Here is a 14,448-nt window from a genome sequence, read left to right on the forward strand (position 1 = left end):
GCAAGCAGTACCGTCCGTGTGGCGCGCCGTATCGTGGAGCAGATTTTCTGTGCTTCCGCGCTATAGCGCGCTGCATTGGTTTTGGTCCGGTTTCTGCAAACAGCCAACTACAAACCGCACCTCGTCTTTTCTCGCCATGAATTACCGCCGTTTTCTCGCTTTACCACTTGTGCTATTGGGGTTGCAGCTCAGTGCTTCTGCCCAAATATTCTCTTTACCTAAAATCGGGCAGATCAAGCTCCCAACTCCCAAGACATCTACCAGCCCCGCTAACACGAGCCGGGGCAGCCTCACCAATACCGAGGCGGCCAATGGCCTCAAAGAAGCACTGGTGCAAGGCATCAGCAAAGGCGCCGACCAAGCCTCCAAAACGGATGGCTTCTACCTCAACCGCCTCATCCGCATTCCGTTTCCGCCCGATGCGCAGCGCGTTGCCAACACCTTGCGCTCCATTGGCCTCGGCAGTCAAGTAGATAAGTTCGAGCTGTCGTTGAACCGGGGCGCAGAAGATGCCGCGAAAAGTGCCAAGCCCATCTTTCTGTCGGCTATCAAAAGCCTGACGTTTACGGATGTGTGGAACATTCTGACTGGCGAGAAAAATGCGGCTACGCAATACCTGCAGCGTACCACTACGCCGCAGCTCACCACGGCTTTCAAGCCTATCATTCAGCAGAGCCTCGACAAGGTAGGTGCCACCCGTTACTACACCGACCTCTCGACCCGCTACAACAAAATTCCGTTGGTAACGCCCGTACAAACCGACCTGAATCAGTACGCTACAGGCAAGGCTATTGACGGCTTGTTTACCCTGGTTGCGCAAGAAGAAGCCAACATCCGCGAGAATCCCGTGGCTCGTACTACGGAGCTGTTGAAGCGCGTGTTTGGGAGCAAAAGCTAGTAGAGCAATACCGTTGCCCACGCAACAGTCCGCCGACTAAACAAAACAGCCCGTGCTACATAGCACGGGCTGTTTTGTTTAGTCGGCGGACTGTTATTGCTTAAGAGCCTGAAGTTAAGCTACAGGATTAAAAATCGTCGTCGTCGAAGTTGCTACGACCACTGCGGCGGCTCGAACCACCTAGGTCGTCATCGTCATCATCGTCGAAGTCATCATCTTCATCGTCGAGGCTACCGAAACCGCGGCTGCCGTCGGGGTCTTCGGCAGCTTCGGCAGTGGTATATTCTTCTTCAGTCATGCTGGCCAGGTCCAGCGCCTCGTCGTGAGAGGAACCTGTATCACGCCACATCAGGTAATCGGCATATTTGGCCGAAAGCTGATCTTCGGAAGAGCCACGGGTTTTGCTGCCGCCAGTCTTAGCGAAGCTATCCAGGTCATCGTCATCCAGGTCGTCGTCGAGGTCGTCGTATTGTCTCATGGCCTTGTCAGGGGCTTGGGAAGTGGATAAAAAATTAGGCTCTAATGGCAAGGGTACCGGTGCGAAGATACGTGACGGAAGGTTTTGGGTTAACGGTTGAGCTGGTAAAAAGCGCAGACAAAGCAGGTAAGTTTATGGCGTTTCAAGGCAAAAGCCCCCGATTTAGAATGCCATAGCCCAATAAAACAGGGGGTTATTCTTTACATAAGAAGTGTTTCGCAACCTCCAACAGTTAAACCTACTTGGGTAATTTTTCGGTGTATTTCGACTAGTAGTATCGGTATTAGCGCAGCCAATACCTTCGGCATACCCCTCCGTAAATAGCATCACCTGCATGGGCTACGCAGCACTTTAGCGGGCCGCGCGTGCCCCAAAGTCCGTCACATTCAACTGCGCTGTGCAAAAGTCGTACTCTTCCGGTACGTTGCTGGATACAAGCACAGTACGGTCCGTTAGTGTGGCATGCACATGCTCTTGGTACCAGGCTACGCCGGCACGGTCGAGGTTAGTGGTAGGCTCGTCGAGCAGGAGCAGGGGCGTATCAGCGTAAAGCGCTAACGCCAGCTTGAGGCGCTGCTTCATGCCCGAGGAAAAGTCGCGTACCAGCTTGTGGCGGGACTTCTCGAGGTACATCAACTCGATTAATTGCGGTTGCGTAATGCCCGGCCGGAGAGGTTTGAAACGGGTATGGAAATGCAGCAACTCCGTTAGCGTGAGTTCCTCAATCAATTCCAGATACGGTGCGGCGTAGGCGAGCAACGGCGGCACCTCTTCCACGGGTACCACCGCGCCTTTATGCTGGTACCGCAATGTGCCATCGGTGGGGAGCTGCTGGCCGGAAAGCGTATTGAGCAGGGTGCTCTTGCCTGCACCGTTGGGGCCTAAAATAGCCGTAGCGGAGCCCGACAGGAACGTATGCGTCAAGCCCCGGAAAATCCATTCACGGGCATAGCGTTTGCCGAGCCCGGTAGCCTCAATCTGCACCGTTGCCGTTGCGCGAATAGCCCTTGATTACGCCACGACCCGAGTTGCGCACGAAGTTCACTACTTCGTCGCGCTCGGGTGAGGGGGCTAGTTCCAATTCTATTTTATCGAGAGCATCGTTGTTGTTCATGCCGCCCAAAAACAGCAACCGATACAACTGCTGAATTTCGGAAATTTTCTGGTCGGAGTAACCGCGCCGGCGCAGCCCGATGCTGTTGATACCCGCATAAGTGAGCGGTTCGCGCCCAGCCTTCACGAAAGGCGGCACGTCTTTGCGTACCAGCGAGCCACCCGAAACCATAGCGTGCTGTCCTACCTTCACAAACTGATGCACAGCCGAAGTACCCCCGATGATGGCATGGTCGCCGATTTCTACGTGTCCGGCAAGCTGCACCCCATTTGCCAGAACGCAATGGTTGCCGATGATGCAGTCGTGAGCGACGTGTACGTAGGCCATAAGCAAGCAGTTGGAGCCCACTACTGTTTTTAGCCGGTCCACAGTGCCGCGGTTAACCGTCACGCACTCCCTAATGACGGTATTGTCGCCGATGAGGACCGTAGTTTTTTCGCCGGCAAACTTCAGGTCTTGGGGAATGGCAGCAATAACGGCGCCCGGGAAGATCTTACAGTTCTTCCCGATGCGGGCTCCCGCCATAATCGTTACGTTTGGGCCGATCCAAGTGCCTTCTCCAATCTCCACATCCTTATCAATGGTTGTGAAGGGTTCCACTACCACGTTTTGCGCGATTTTGGCTTCGGGATGGATATAGGCGAGCGGCTGATTCATTCGGATTCGGTTAACAATTATCAATTAGCATGTAGCAATCAACAGCAAGGCAGTAGTAAGCAAACGCATAGTCGATGGCTGAATATTGCGCTTGGCCGCCTGTTTAAATGCTGATTGTTAAATGGCAATTGGCTTAGGCTTCTTTACGTACGATGGCGGCACTCATTTCAGCCTCCATCACCACTTTGCCGTTCACAAAAGCCTGGCCTCTCATTTTCGCAATGCCGCGCTTAACGGGGGCAAGCAACCAGCAGCGGAAAATGATCGTGTCGCCGGGCTTCACCATGCGGCGGAAGCGGCAATTTTCGATGCCCACAAAGTACGGGGTATAATTCTCTGGATCCGGTACAGTATTCAGCACCAAAATACCACCCGTCTGAGCCATGGCTTCCACTTGCAGCACACCCGGAAACACGGGGTTGCCGGGGTAGTGACCCGTGAAGAACGGCTCGTTAATGGTTACATTCTTGATGCTAGCCACTGACGTTTCGTCGAGGTGAATCACCTTGTCGATCAGCAGAAACGGGTAGCGGTGAGGCAGCACCTGCATGATCTGGTTGATGTCCATCACCGGCTCCCGCGCAGGATCGTAGTGCGGCACGGGAGAGGAGTTGGCCTCCATCATCTTCTTCTTAATCTTCTTGGCGAAGGCCACGTTGGCGGCATGACCCGGCCGAGCCGCCAGAATCTGCCCTTTCAGCGGCCGGCCTACTAGAGCCAGGTCGCCTACCAAGTCGAGGAGCTTGTGCCGGGCGGGCTCGTTTTTGTAGCGCAGGTCTACGTTGTTGAGGATGCCTTCCTTCTTCACCGCCACTTTAGGCTTGCCGAGCATGGTGGCTAGTTCACTCAACTCGTCTTCGCTCACTACGCGGTCCACGACCACAATAGCATTGCTTAGGTCGCCGCCTTTGATAAGGTTTTGCTTGTAGAGCGCCTCCAGCTCGTGCAGAAAGCAGAAGGTCCGGGAGCTGGAAATGTCGTTTTTAAACAAGCTGATGTCCGTCAGCGACGCGTGCTGAGAGCCCAACACGGGGGAGTTGTAATCCACCATTACCGTCAGGCGGTAATCGTTGAGGGGGAGGGCAGCAAGCTCCACGGCCCGACCGTTGTCCACGAAGCGGATTTCGTCGGGAATCTCGTAGAAGTTGCGTAACGCGTTTTGTTCTTCCAAGCCCGCGTCTTCCAGCGCCTGAATAAACTGATAGCTGGAACCGTCCATGATGGGAGGCTCCGGGCCATCAAGCTTGATGAGGACGTTGTCGATCTGCAACCCAACCAAGGCAGCCAGCGTGTGCTCTACCGTGTTTACGCGGGCTCCGTTCTGCTCGATGGTTGTACCGCGCGAAAGGTCCACTACATTGTCTACGTCAGCCACGACGATGGGCTGATCGGGCAAATCCATGCGCTGGAACTGGTAACCGTGGCCAACTGGGGCCGGGCAAAACGTCATGGTGGCTTGAACGCCGGTGTGCAGCCCGATGCCGCTTACCGTCACGGGAGCCTTGATGGTATGTTGCTTGTCGTTCATTTTGGGTAGCTATCAGCAATAAGCTGTAAGCTGCAAGCGAAGAAGGCGAAAAAACAGGTAATGAAAAGGCCGCCAAACTTACGATGTGTAGCGGCACTTACAGCAGCAAAGCTAGGACTTTTCCGGCGGGTTCGTACGGCGCTCGAGTTGGGTAAGGCGGCGCTCCAAATCGGGCAGGTGCCGAAAAACTGCTTGGGCCCGCAGACTATCCCGCAAATTGAAGGCTGGAGCACCTTGTAAGAACTGCCCTTCTTCTTTGATAGACTTGCCCACGCCCGACTGTGCCGTAACGGTGGTGCGATTAGCCAGCGTCAGGTGGCCCGCCAAGCCAACTTGGCCCGCCAGCACGCAGAAGTCGCCTACTTTGGTGGAGCCCGAAATACCGCTTTGCGAGGCTACTACCGTGTGTCGTCCTATTTCTACGTTGTGCGCAATCTGCACCAGATTGTCAATCTTCGAGCCTTCCCGGATGATGGTGGATCCCATGGTAGCACAGTCGACGGTGGCATTGGCGCCAATGCTGACGTTGTCTTCCAGCACCACATTGCCGATTTGCGGAATGGTGCGGTACGAACCATCCGGCTGCGGCGCGAATCCGAACCCATCGGAACCCACAACGGCACCCGCGTGGATGGTGCACCGCTCACCGATTACAGTTTCGGCGTAGATCTTAGCGCCAGCATATAAGATGGTACCGTTGCCGATTTTACACCGGTCGCCGATAAAGACGTGCGGAAATATTACGACGTCGTGGCCAATCTGGCAGTTCTCCCCGATATAGGAAAACGCTCCGCGGTAGTGGTTGCCGCCGATGCTGGAACTGGCTCCAATAAAGCTTGGCTCCTCTACGCCGCGCCGCCCAGTGCGGGTAGCTTGCTGGTAAAACTCCAGCAGCGTGGTGAAGCTGGAATACGGGTCGTCGACGCGGATTAGCGCGGTTCCAACGGGTTGGCGCAACTCCAGGTTGCGGCTCACAATAACAGCCGAAGCGCCCGTCGTGTAGAGGTGGGCTTCGTACTTTAGGTTGGCTAGAAAAGAGAGGGAGCCCGCCTGGGCTTCTTCAATTTTTGCCAGCCGATCAATCCGCTGAGATGCGTCGCCTTCCACTGCGCCGCGCAGTACTTCTGCTATCTGGCCTACCGTAAATTCCATCGGGCAAAAGTAGATAAAAGTTGGTGCTGGTGCATCGTACTCGTTTATATAGGGCAGCAATAAAGGTTTACAATAACCTGCACGGTTAACGTGCGCTAGTAGAAATGCCTCGCCAACGTGTTGCTGTTAAATGATATTGACAAAGAAAGCAACTGTCATGCTGAGCTTGCCGAAGTATCTCGCGTGCCGCTACTGCCCCAACTCATTAGACTGGCCTGTCATGCTGAGCGGAGCCGAAGCATCTGGCTAGTGTAGTAAATCTCTTTGCCGTTGCAACGATTCGAGCGGAATGCTTCGACAAGCTCAGCATGACAGGAAATTTGGCAACGTCAGCACGCGAGATGCTTCGGCAAGCTCAGCATGACGGGCGGGTGGTATTGGTGACAGCAGTACTTTAAATGTTTAGGCCAGCTCTGAATGGTGGTTTTCAGTTGTTCTAACTCATAGTATCTCTTTGGGGTAGCAGATGTAATGCTTTTCAACGCGCTGGCCGAGAGCTTTGATGTTGGGAAGGTCGGAGGCTTCGGCAACGTTCACCACGCGGCCGCGCTTGGTAAGCACGTCGATGGTGTCTTGGCCATCGGCGTCGTAGGCGTTGTTGCTGATGCGGCCGGCAATCATGAGCTGAGCGGCTTCATTGGGAGTAAGGCTAAATCGTTCGGCAATCAACTCCACAATGCCTAGTTGAAAATCATCATCAAAAGCTTCGGTTTGAAGGCTGATTTTGAACAGATGCCGATCCAGAATGCTTTGGGCGAGGTAACTGAGTACTTTGTCGGGGTGGTCGGCCCACAGCTTCACGGCGCTCCACACGTCGGTGTCGTCGAGGCGCGTGAAGCGGCGCAGAATCACATCATCGGCTTCAAACTCTGCCTGGCTTACCGCTTTGGCTAAGAAGAAATGCAGGGCCGGCGAGGCGGGTACTTTATGACCCGCACGGGTCAGTTCTTGGGCGCGCTGCATGATGCGGATAATCATCTGCTCGGCACTCGTGACCGTCTTGTGCAGATACACCTGCCAGTACATCAGGCGGCGACTTACCAGGAAGTTCTCGATGCTGTACACTGCTTTTTCTTCAAGCACCAACCGCTCGTTTACCACAGTAAGCATTTTGATGAGGCGGTCGGCGCCGGGGCGGCCTTCCTGCACGCCGGTATAGAACGAGTCGCGGTTGAGGTAGTCGAGCCGGTCCATATCGAGCTGGCTGCTGACAAGTTGGTGGAAGAACGGCCGATGGTAGGTGCCTTGGAAGATGTCGATGGCCAGATCCAGAGCGCCGTCGAACTCGGCGTTCAGTTTGCGCATGATGTGCAAGCTTATTTGCTCATGGTCGACATCATGGAAAATGCTGCGCTCCAGGGCGTGGGAGAGCGGACCGTGGCCGATGTCGTGGAGCAGGATAGCCGCCATGGCCGCTTCGCCTTCCTTGGCCGAAATCTTGATGCCTTTATCTTTGAGCGTGCGCAACGCCAGCGTCATGAGGTGCATGGCACCGAGGGCGTGGTGGAAGCGCGTGTGCAGCGCCCCCGGATACACGAACATGGTCAGGCCGAGTTGCTGAATTCGCCGAAGGCGCTGGAAATAAGAATGTTCAATCAAGTCGAACAACAACTCCGTGGGGATAGTTACAAAGCCATACACCGGGTCGTTGAAGATTTTCTTCTTGTTCATAAGCAGTAGCCCGAAGCTCCAGCTTCGCGCATCGGGGAATGGATGAGAATGACGCCGGGCCAACGTGTTTTGCGCAACGATACGCGAGGCTGGAGCTTCGCACTTTCTTTCGGCGGGAACATAACCCAAGTATTTTCCGCTACTTTACGGCGGAGTTTGATGGGAATATCGGTTGGCAGTAATTTTTTAAAATCAAAAACCAGGGATTGGCAGTAAAGCTACTTACGAAACTTCAGTTGCAACCTGTTTAAGCCAAGTGGCCTCTTTGTAGTCTAAGCTACTTTGCGGGCGTTGCAACTAGTTGCTGAAGCTCGTTTAATGAGACGCCAACTATAAATAAGTTGGCAGTACACGCACACCCTTCCCCAACCCCCATATGCAACATTATAGCATACTTTGGGCCGACGATGAAATCGACCTGCTCAAGCCCCACATTCTCTTCCTCAAAGAAAAAGGATACGATGTAACGGGCGTTAACTCCGGAGCCGATGCCATCGAGCAAATTCAAGAGCAGACCTACGACATTGTGTTTCTGGACGAGAATATGCCCGGCCTCACCGGCCTCGAAACCCTAACCGAAATTAAAGCCGTGCGCCCCACCGTGCCGGTTATCATGATAACGAAAAGCGAAGAAGAGCACATTATGGAAGAGGCCATCGGCTCTAAAATCGCCGATTACCTCATCAAGCCCGTTAACCCAAGCCAGATTCTGCTTTCGGTGAAGAAGGTGCTCGACAACAAGCGCCTTGTCTCTGAAAAAACGAACTCCGGCTACCAGCGCGACTTCCGCCAGCTCGGTATGCAGCTCTCCGACCGCCTCACCCCGAGTGAGTGGGCCGACGTATACAAAAAGCTGGTGTATTGGGAGTTGGAAATCAACGAGACGGAAGGCAAGAGCATGGCCGACGTCTTCAACATGCAAAAAGACGAGGCCAACACCTACTTCGGCCGCTTTATTACCGAGGATTACGAAGATTGGGTGAACGGCGACGACAAGGACGCCCCGCTCATGTCGCACCAGCTGTTCAAGGACCGGGTGTTCCCGCTCATGAAAGCCACCGGCGACACGCCCGTTTACTTCGTGCTCATCGACAACCTGCGCTACGACCAGTGGAAGATTCTGGAGCCGATTATCGCCGAGCTATTCACCGTGGACCAGGAGGAAATGTATTACTCCATTCTGCCCACCACCACGGCCTACGCCCGCAACGCCATTTTCGCGGGCATGATGCCTGGTGATATTCAGAAGAAATACCCCAATCTGTGGGTGTGGGACGACGACGACGAAGGCAAAAACCTGCACGAAGCCGAGTTGGTAGAAATCAACTTCCAGAAGTCGGGTCAGAAGCAGAAGTTCAGCTACAACAAGGTAACCAACCTGCAAGCGGGCAAAGACCTGCTCGGCAAAATGGCCAACCTGCATAACAACAACAAGCTGAACATCATCGTCTACAACTTCGTGGACATGCTCAGCCACGCCCGCACCGACATGGCCATGATTCGGGAACTGGCCGCCGACGAGTCGGCGTATCGTAGCATCACCCGTTCGTGGTTCCTGCACTCGCCGCTCTACGAAATGCTCCAGCAGATTGCCGAGCGCAAAGGCAAGCTGGTCATCACCACCGACCACGGCACCATCCGCGTAAAGCGTCCCTACAAAATCGTGGGTGACCGGAACACCAACACCAACCTGCGTTACAAGCACGGCAAAAACCTCGGCTTCGACGACAGCAAAGACGTGTACACGGTGCGCAAACCGGAGCGCATTTTCCTGCCCCGCGAAAATGTGAGTACCGCCTACGTCTTCACAGTAGGTGACTATTTCTTCGCCTACCCCAATAACTACAATTACTACGTGAACTACTACAAGGACACGTTCCAGCACGGCGGCATCTCGCTAGAGGAATGCATCATCCCGTACATCACGCTCACACCTAAAGGGTAGCGATAGTAGTTCTAATAAACAGAAAACCCGAGGCGAACTGTATTACAGTTCGCCTCGGGTTTTCTGTTTATGCAGGATTATGTGCTTATCTACCAGTTCTAAAACGTCTCTTTGTCGTGATAATGACTACGTCGTTTGCACCGCGTGAGCCATAAATAGCTGTGGCTTGAGTGTCCTTCAAGATATCAATCTTCCTTATCCGGTTCGGATCTAACGCATTCAATTGCTCTCGTGTAATGAATACTCGATCTACTATGTACAGGGGCTCGTTGCCAGTTTGCTGAGATGATATACAGATGATGCGAATAGGCATCTGATTGGAGCCAGGCTGACGCGCTTTGGCGGTTTGAGTGGAATCTATAAGTTGGGCGTGGACTGTTTGGGTAAGCGGTAATAGTAAGCTGATAGTAAACAGAAAGGGATTAAGAGACATGGAGAGAATCAGTTGATGATTGTTGAGTGGTAGAATCAGCGACGGTCTTGCTTTTTTATTAGATGCCGCAACTAGCTTCATTCCACACAGGTGATTCCTACTTATTTCTTCTGAACCTGTTGCTCACTGAAAACTAGGGTTGCTGATAAACAAAAAAGAACGCTCAGATGAGCGTTCCTTTTTGTTTATCAGCACAGCCAATGGCCGTTGTGTTTGTGGTGATAGAAGAACTGAACCTCAGTTTCCTGTGCTCCTTGACGTAGCTGATGCAGGGCTGTGCGTGTCTGCATCCGGTGCTGGTTCCATTGAAGCTGAATGAAGCTCTTGCTAGGCTGATAAAGGCGGTACTGCCAGCTCTTGTAAAGTCGAATGCGGCCACGTTGCCGGGCAGTCCAAGCCCAACGTTTTTTGGGTTGTTTCATGTGAATTGTAGGTTGATACCTACAATTCGTGGCTAGTGGAGAGGTGACGCTTCATTAAGTAGAATGAACTGGTTTGGTAGTTCAGGGGAAGCAAAAATAGATAGGTCAAGGCAAGTCTTGGCAATGCGTCTGAGTTTTGCGCTTTACTTCTTCATCGTAATGAGCACCACACCGTTAAGGCCAGCAGGACCATATACAGCGGTAGCTTTGCTGTCTTTCAGAATGGTAATATTATCAATCTGATTAGGTTCCAGCGTCTTCATGCGCTCCTCAGTAATAGGGGTTCCATCTACAACATACAAGGGGGCATTCCTAGATTGAGCAAAAGCCCCACTGGATACACTTAAAGTTGTTGCCTTCTTTGCGCTTTGATCGATGAGAGGGAGTGGCTGGCTAGCCTTTAGCCTAGGTGCCTCCTGCGCTATACAGCCAATGGCAACGCCCAGAAACAGGAGACTCATCAGGAAGGAAGCACGTAGAGTTAGCTTGCTCATAGCAGTGGAAGTTGTGGTGGAGGTAAGATACAACTTCCTCTACGTGAATCATTTTGAAACGCGGTATTTATAAATACTTCTTTCATGCCGGCGAGAGGAACCAGAGTTAAATTGTTGCATGATCCAACTCGGATTCCTCTCGCCGCTTGATGCCTGGAATGCCGGAAAGATCATGAATACTAGCCGGCCCGACGTTTCTCGTCTTCGGCACCACCTTGGCGGCGACGGGTGGGGGCTACTTTCTCGTTGCCGAAGCGGTAAGAGAAAGAAAAAGTGGCCACGCGGGAGTCGCCGCGCTGGTAGAATCGCTCGACGTAGTTGTTATAGGTAGAAGTGGCCCGTGTGACACCAGTGTAGAAGATGTCGGTGACGTTGAGCTTGAGGGTGCCTTTCCGCTCCCAAACCGACTTCTGAACGCCTGCGGTTACTTGTCCTTGCGGCCGCAGCCGGAAGAACCCATACACCTCCGGCGACTGGTAGCTACCGGTTAGGTCTATCGTCCAGCCTTTGCCTAGCGGAAACGTGCTGGTCGAGTTGACGTTGTAGGCCGCCTTGCCCGCGTTTAGGTTGGTACCTGCCAAGGAGCCAGTGAAGTGGTTGTAGTAAACTACCACGTTGTTGTTCATGGTCCACCACTTAGCTATTTCCAGCGGCGCGTTCAGCGTAAGGGCCACGTATTGCTGCTGACCTAGGTTCTGGCTGGTGGATACCACGGCGCGGGTGCTGTCGTCGGCGGGCTGCACTGTGCCGATAATGGGGTCGGAGGTGACGCTGTAGCTTAGGCCAATACTATATTTCTGGCGGAACGTGTGCGTCAGCTCGAAGTTGTAGCTGGTTTGTGGGCGTAGATTCGGATTGCCGGCTCCGAAGGTGGTAGCGTCGATGTACGTCCTGAATGGATTCAACTGCCCATATGAAGGCCGGTCGATGCGGCGGCTCAGCGACAAGGACGTTTCGTGTTTGTCGGAGAACGTGCGCTTAACGGCGGCGCTTGGAAACAGCTGAAAGTAGTTGCGGTCGAAATTGTCTTTGGGGTCTTCTGGCCGACCGGTTACGTCGGTATGTTCGCCGCGCAAACCACCTTGCAGCGTCCAGCCGGTGAGGGTATAGTTCACGTTTACGTAGCCTGCGTTGATATTCTCATCATAGATGAAGTGGTTGGAGCGAAATGGGTCGCGCACCAGCCCAATACCATCAGGCCCCGGAACCCGAAACAGTACGTCATTATCGGCGTGTACCCAACTTACCTTGCCACCCGCCTCCAGACGTAGTTGCTTGCTGATGGGGTGCGTGTAGTCAGCCTTCACCGACTTGATAGTCAGCTCGCCTTTTTGGTTGCCATCTAATAAATCGGTTGAGTCTTTGGGAAGGGTGAACAGCGTATTGAGCTGTTGCAGGCGGCGGCTGTCGTAGTAGGCATAATCGGCGTCGGCGGTCAACTCACGGGCGCCTGCCGAGTCGGTAGAGAAAGTGTGGCGGAAATTCAGGTTGGCCGCTACGTTGGATGTGACGTAACTCCGGTCGTTAGTAGAGCGGTAGAGGCTCTGCGGCCCGCCAAAGGCATTTAGTTGCTCGGAGTTGTTGGTGCCATCCTGTACGGTGTTGTACTGTTGGCCGTTGACGGTGCCGCCTATTACTGTATTCTCGCCGAAGTTGTAGTCGAGGCCGGCTTTCCAGGTGTGCGAGCGACCGAGGCTGTGGCTGAAGTTCTCCTGTAAGGTGCTGCCTTCAAACTGCTTCTGCTGGTTGGGGTAGCTGAAAAAGTCGCGGTTGATGGTTAACGCCCCAAAGTTTTCGCGGTCGGCGTAGGAGTAGCTGCCAAACAGGTTCAGCTTCTTCTGCCGGTGATTTGCCGATATACCCGCAATGTACTTGCCATTGCCATAGCGGCCGAGGCCGTAGCTGGCATTGACGGTACCATTGCTGCCCTGGCGCTGGTCTTTCTTGAGGTTGATGGCAATGATGCCGGCACTGCCTTGAGCCTCATACTTAGCCGGCGGATTGGTAATTAGTTCGATACTTTTCACCTGGTCGGCGGGTAAGGCGCGCAGATAGTCCGCCAATTCCGAGCCCGTCATGGGCTGGCGCTTGCCATCAATGAGCACCATGACGCCCTGGCGGCCTTTCAAAGCCAAATTATCGTTGCCATCCACCGTAACGCCCGGCGAGCGGCCAAGTACTTCCAGTGAACTAGCTCCCGCGGCCAGTGTACTGCCCTCTACGTTGACAATAGTCCTGTCGGCAAGGCGTTCAAACAGAGGTTTTTGCCCCACTACCGTCACTTCTTTCAGGTTGGTAGCGCCGCTGGCTTGCAGCGTTATGGTAGGTAGCTTCACTTCCGCCCCGGCCACTTCAAACGGCGCGCTCCAGCGGCGCACAAATCCCACCTGTGAAGCCAGCACCAGATAGCGCCCTGGCGCTACAGCTACCAGCCGGAATCCGCCTTTGTCGTCGCTGAATTCAGATTTTACAACCACTGAATCAGCGGCGCGGTGCAAGGTAAGCGTGGCAAAAGTTACCGCTTGGCCCGACGCCTCCTGCACTGTACCACTTACTGCACCGGTGTTCTGTGCACTAGCAGCAGAAGCAGTAAGTAATCCAACCGAGAAGAGAATACTGAAAGGCAAGTGCAGCCATAGCCGCAGAAACGCAGGTGCTTCCATGGATAAAGAGTGTAAAGGTTTGAAATGCAGTTAGATATGCGTGTGCCGTAGCCTAAAGCAAGGCATGCAGAGTCCCTGCTGAGCACATTCGTGGCAGTGGGCTAAAATCCTAAGGCAGAGGTAGCGAGGCCGGGAGTTACCGCTCAGGGCATCGGCAGAGAGGCAAAGCGAGTGCTAAAGCTGTTCTACGAAACTGTTCGTACAAATGAATACGAAATAATTCGTATATGCAAGATGTACTATGTTTTTTTGTTGAAAAAAGGTTGATCGGTAGCGCAGGTTACTCTGCCGATTCGGTTGTAGGTACCTGGTGTGAGCCAACAACAGGCTGACCTGCTGCCACGCAGTTGCTATAAATCCTTTCCAGCATTGGCCGCATTACCGCCAAATCTTCTTCCGTAAGTCCCTCCAATGCAATGCCGCGGTTGCTGAGCACTACTGGCTGCACCGCGTCCAGGGTACGTAGCCCTTCTTCCGATACCCGCAAGCGGCTGCGGCGGCCATCGTGGGGGAGGGGCACGGCTACCAACAAACCGGCTTTCAGGAGCAGGCTAATCATGCGGGCAACCGAGGCTTGGTCTTTAAAAACGCGTTCGGCAATTTCGGTCTGCGTGAGGTCGTCGTGTTCCTGAATCACGCGCAGAACCAGCCATTGGTCGATAGTAATAGCAATACCTGCCCGGTCAATGTTAGCCTGCGCCATCTTACGATATTGGCGAATGGCTTTGTCGAGCGAATAGAAGATGATGTTAGAAAGCATACCTAAAGTGAATTGCTAATCGATAGATGTATGATATATCATACAAGTTGCTCGGCAACGAAAATATTTTTTGAGAAAGGGCCTACTAATGTACTGGATGATGAGTAGCACAATCATGCTTGTTTAACCAGACCGTCATGCTGAGCGGAGCCGAAGTATCTCGCGTGCTGCCGTTGCCAAACTATATCAGTCATGCTGAGCGGAGCCGAAGCATCTCGCTAGTGTAGTAAACC

13 protein-coding genes are annotated in these 14,448 nt (G+C 53.6%); 2 read left to right on the top strand and 11 right to left on the bottom strand.

Annotation, left to right across the window (positions count from 1 at the left end):
- Window positions 1-136: 136 nt before the first annotated feature.
- A complete protein-coding gene (locus tag P1X16_RS06435) occupies window positions 137-898 on the top strand; it encodes a DUF4197 domain-containing protein (protein ID WP_277227077.1) in 762 nt (253 codons plus the stop codon).
- A gap of 127 nt (window positions 899-1,025) precedes the next feature.
- Here P1X16_RS06435 and P1X16_RS06440 read toward each other — a convergent pair whose 3' ends face one another.
- The 6 genes from P1X16_RS06440 to P1X16_RS06465 form a co-directional block, all read right to left on the bottom strand.
- Complete coding sequence (locus P1X16_RS06440; protein ID WP_277227079.1) at window positions 1,026-1,376, bottom strand: hypothetical protein; 351 nt, start codon at window positions 1,374-1,376, stop codon at window positions 1,026-1,028.
- A gap of 351 nt (window positions 1,377-1,727) precedes the next feature.
- Window positions 1,728-2,360 (bottom strand): ABC transporter ATP-binding protein, encoded by a 633-nt coding sequence (locus tag P1X16_RS06445; protein ID WP_277227081.1) that lies wholly within the window; start codon window positions 2,358-2,360, stop codon window positions 1,728-1,730.
- Window positions 2,350-3,147, bottom strand: coding sequence for an acyl-ACP--UDP-N-acetylglucosamine O-acyltransferase (gene lpxA, locus P1X16_RS06450; RefSeq protein ID WP_277227082.1), 798 nt, complete (start codon window positions 3,145-3,147; stop codon window positions 2,350-2,352). The genes P1X16_RS06445 and lpxA overlap by 11 nt, the downstream gene beginning before the upstream one ends.
- Before the next feature lie 133 nt (window positions 3,148-3,280).
- Window positions 3,281-4,675 carry a bifunctional UDP-3-O-[3-hydroxymyristoyl] N-acetylglucosamine deacetylase/3-hydroxyacyl-ACP dehydratase gene (locus P1X16_RS06455; protein WP_277227083.1) on the bottom strand — a complete coding sequence of 465 codons (1,395 nt, stop codon included), beginning with the start codon at window positions 4,673-4,675 and terminating at the stop codon, window positions 3,281-3,283.
- Window positions 4,676-4,786: 111 nt separating this feature from the next.
- Window positions 4,787-5,827, bottom strand: a complete 1,041-nt coding sequence (gene lpxD / locus P1X16_RS06460) for a UDP-3-O-(3-hydroxymyristoyl)glucosamine N-acyltransferase (RefSeq protein WP_277227084.1) — start codon at window positions 5,825-5,827, stop codon at window positions 4,787-4,789.
- Between the two features lie 441 nt (window positions 5,828-6,268).
- Window positions 6,269-7,498 carry an HD domain-containing protein gene (locus tag P1X16_RS06465; RefSeq protein ID WP_277227086.1) on the bottom strand — a complete coding sequence of 410 codons (1,230 nt, stop codon included), beginning with the start codon at window positions 7,496-7,498 and terminating at the stop codon, window positions 6,269-6,271.
- Window positions 7,499-7,874: 376 nt separating this feature from the next.
- Between P1X16_RS06465 and P1X16_RS06470 the strand changes: the two genes are divergently transcribed.
- Window positions 7,875-9,443, top strand: coding sequence for a PglZ domain-containing protein (locus P1X16_RS06470; RefSeq protein ID WP_277227088.1), 1,569 nt, complete (start codon window positions 7,875-7,877; stop codon window positions 9,441-9,443).
- Window positions 9,444-9,528: 85 nt separating this feature from the next.
- On the opposite strand, the gene P1X16_RS31305 is transcribed toward P1X16_RS06470, so the two are convergent.
- From P1X16_RS31305 to P1X16_RS06495, 5 genes are all read right to left on the bottom strand, one after another.
- Window positions 9,529-9,957 carry a hypothetical protein gene (locus P1X16_RS31305; protein ID WP_346771234.1) on the bottom strand — a complete coding sequence of 143 codons (429 nt, stop codon included), beginning with the start codon at window positions 9,955-9,957 and terminating at the stop codon, window positions 9,529-9,531.
- A 107-nt stretch (window positions 9,958-10,064) separates the two neighbouring features.
- Window positions 10,065-10,298 (bottom strand): hypothetical protein, encoded by a 234-nt coding sequence (locus P1X16_RS06480; RefSeq protein ID WP_277227089.1) that lies wholly within the window; start codon window positions 10,296-10,298, stop codon window positions 10,065-10,067.
- 143 nt (window positions 10,299-10,441) lie between these two features.
- A complete protein-coding gene (locus tag P1X16_RS06485) occupies window positions 10,442-10,792 on the bottom strand; it encodes a TonB-dependent receptor plug domain-containing protein (RefSeq protein WP_346771236.1) in 351 nt (116 codons plus the stop codon).
- Window positions 10,793-10,971: 179 nt separating this feature from the next.
- Window positions 10,972-13,455, bottom strand: coding sequence for a TonB-dependent receptor (locus P1X16_RS06490; protein ID WP_277227090.1), 2,484 nt, complete (start codon window positions 13,453-13,455; stop codon window positions 10,972-10,974).
- Window positions 13,456-13,735: 280 nt separating this feature from the next.
- Window positions 13,736-14,215 carry a MarR family transcriptional regulator gene (locus P1X16_RS06495; RefSeq protein ID WP_277227092.1) on the bottom strand — a complete coding sequence of 160 codons (480 nt, stop codon included), beginning with the start codon at window positions 14,213-14,215 and terminating at the stop codon, window positions 13,736-13,738.
- Window positions 14,216-14,448 lie beyond the last annotated feature (233 nt).

It is taken from the genome of Hymenobacter sp. YC55 (assembly GCF_029433095.1).
Taxonomy (GTDB): domain Bacteria; phylum Bacteroidota; class Bacteroidia; order Cytophagales; family Hymenobacteraceae; genus Hymenobacter.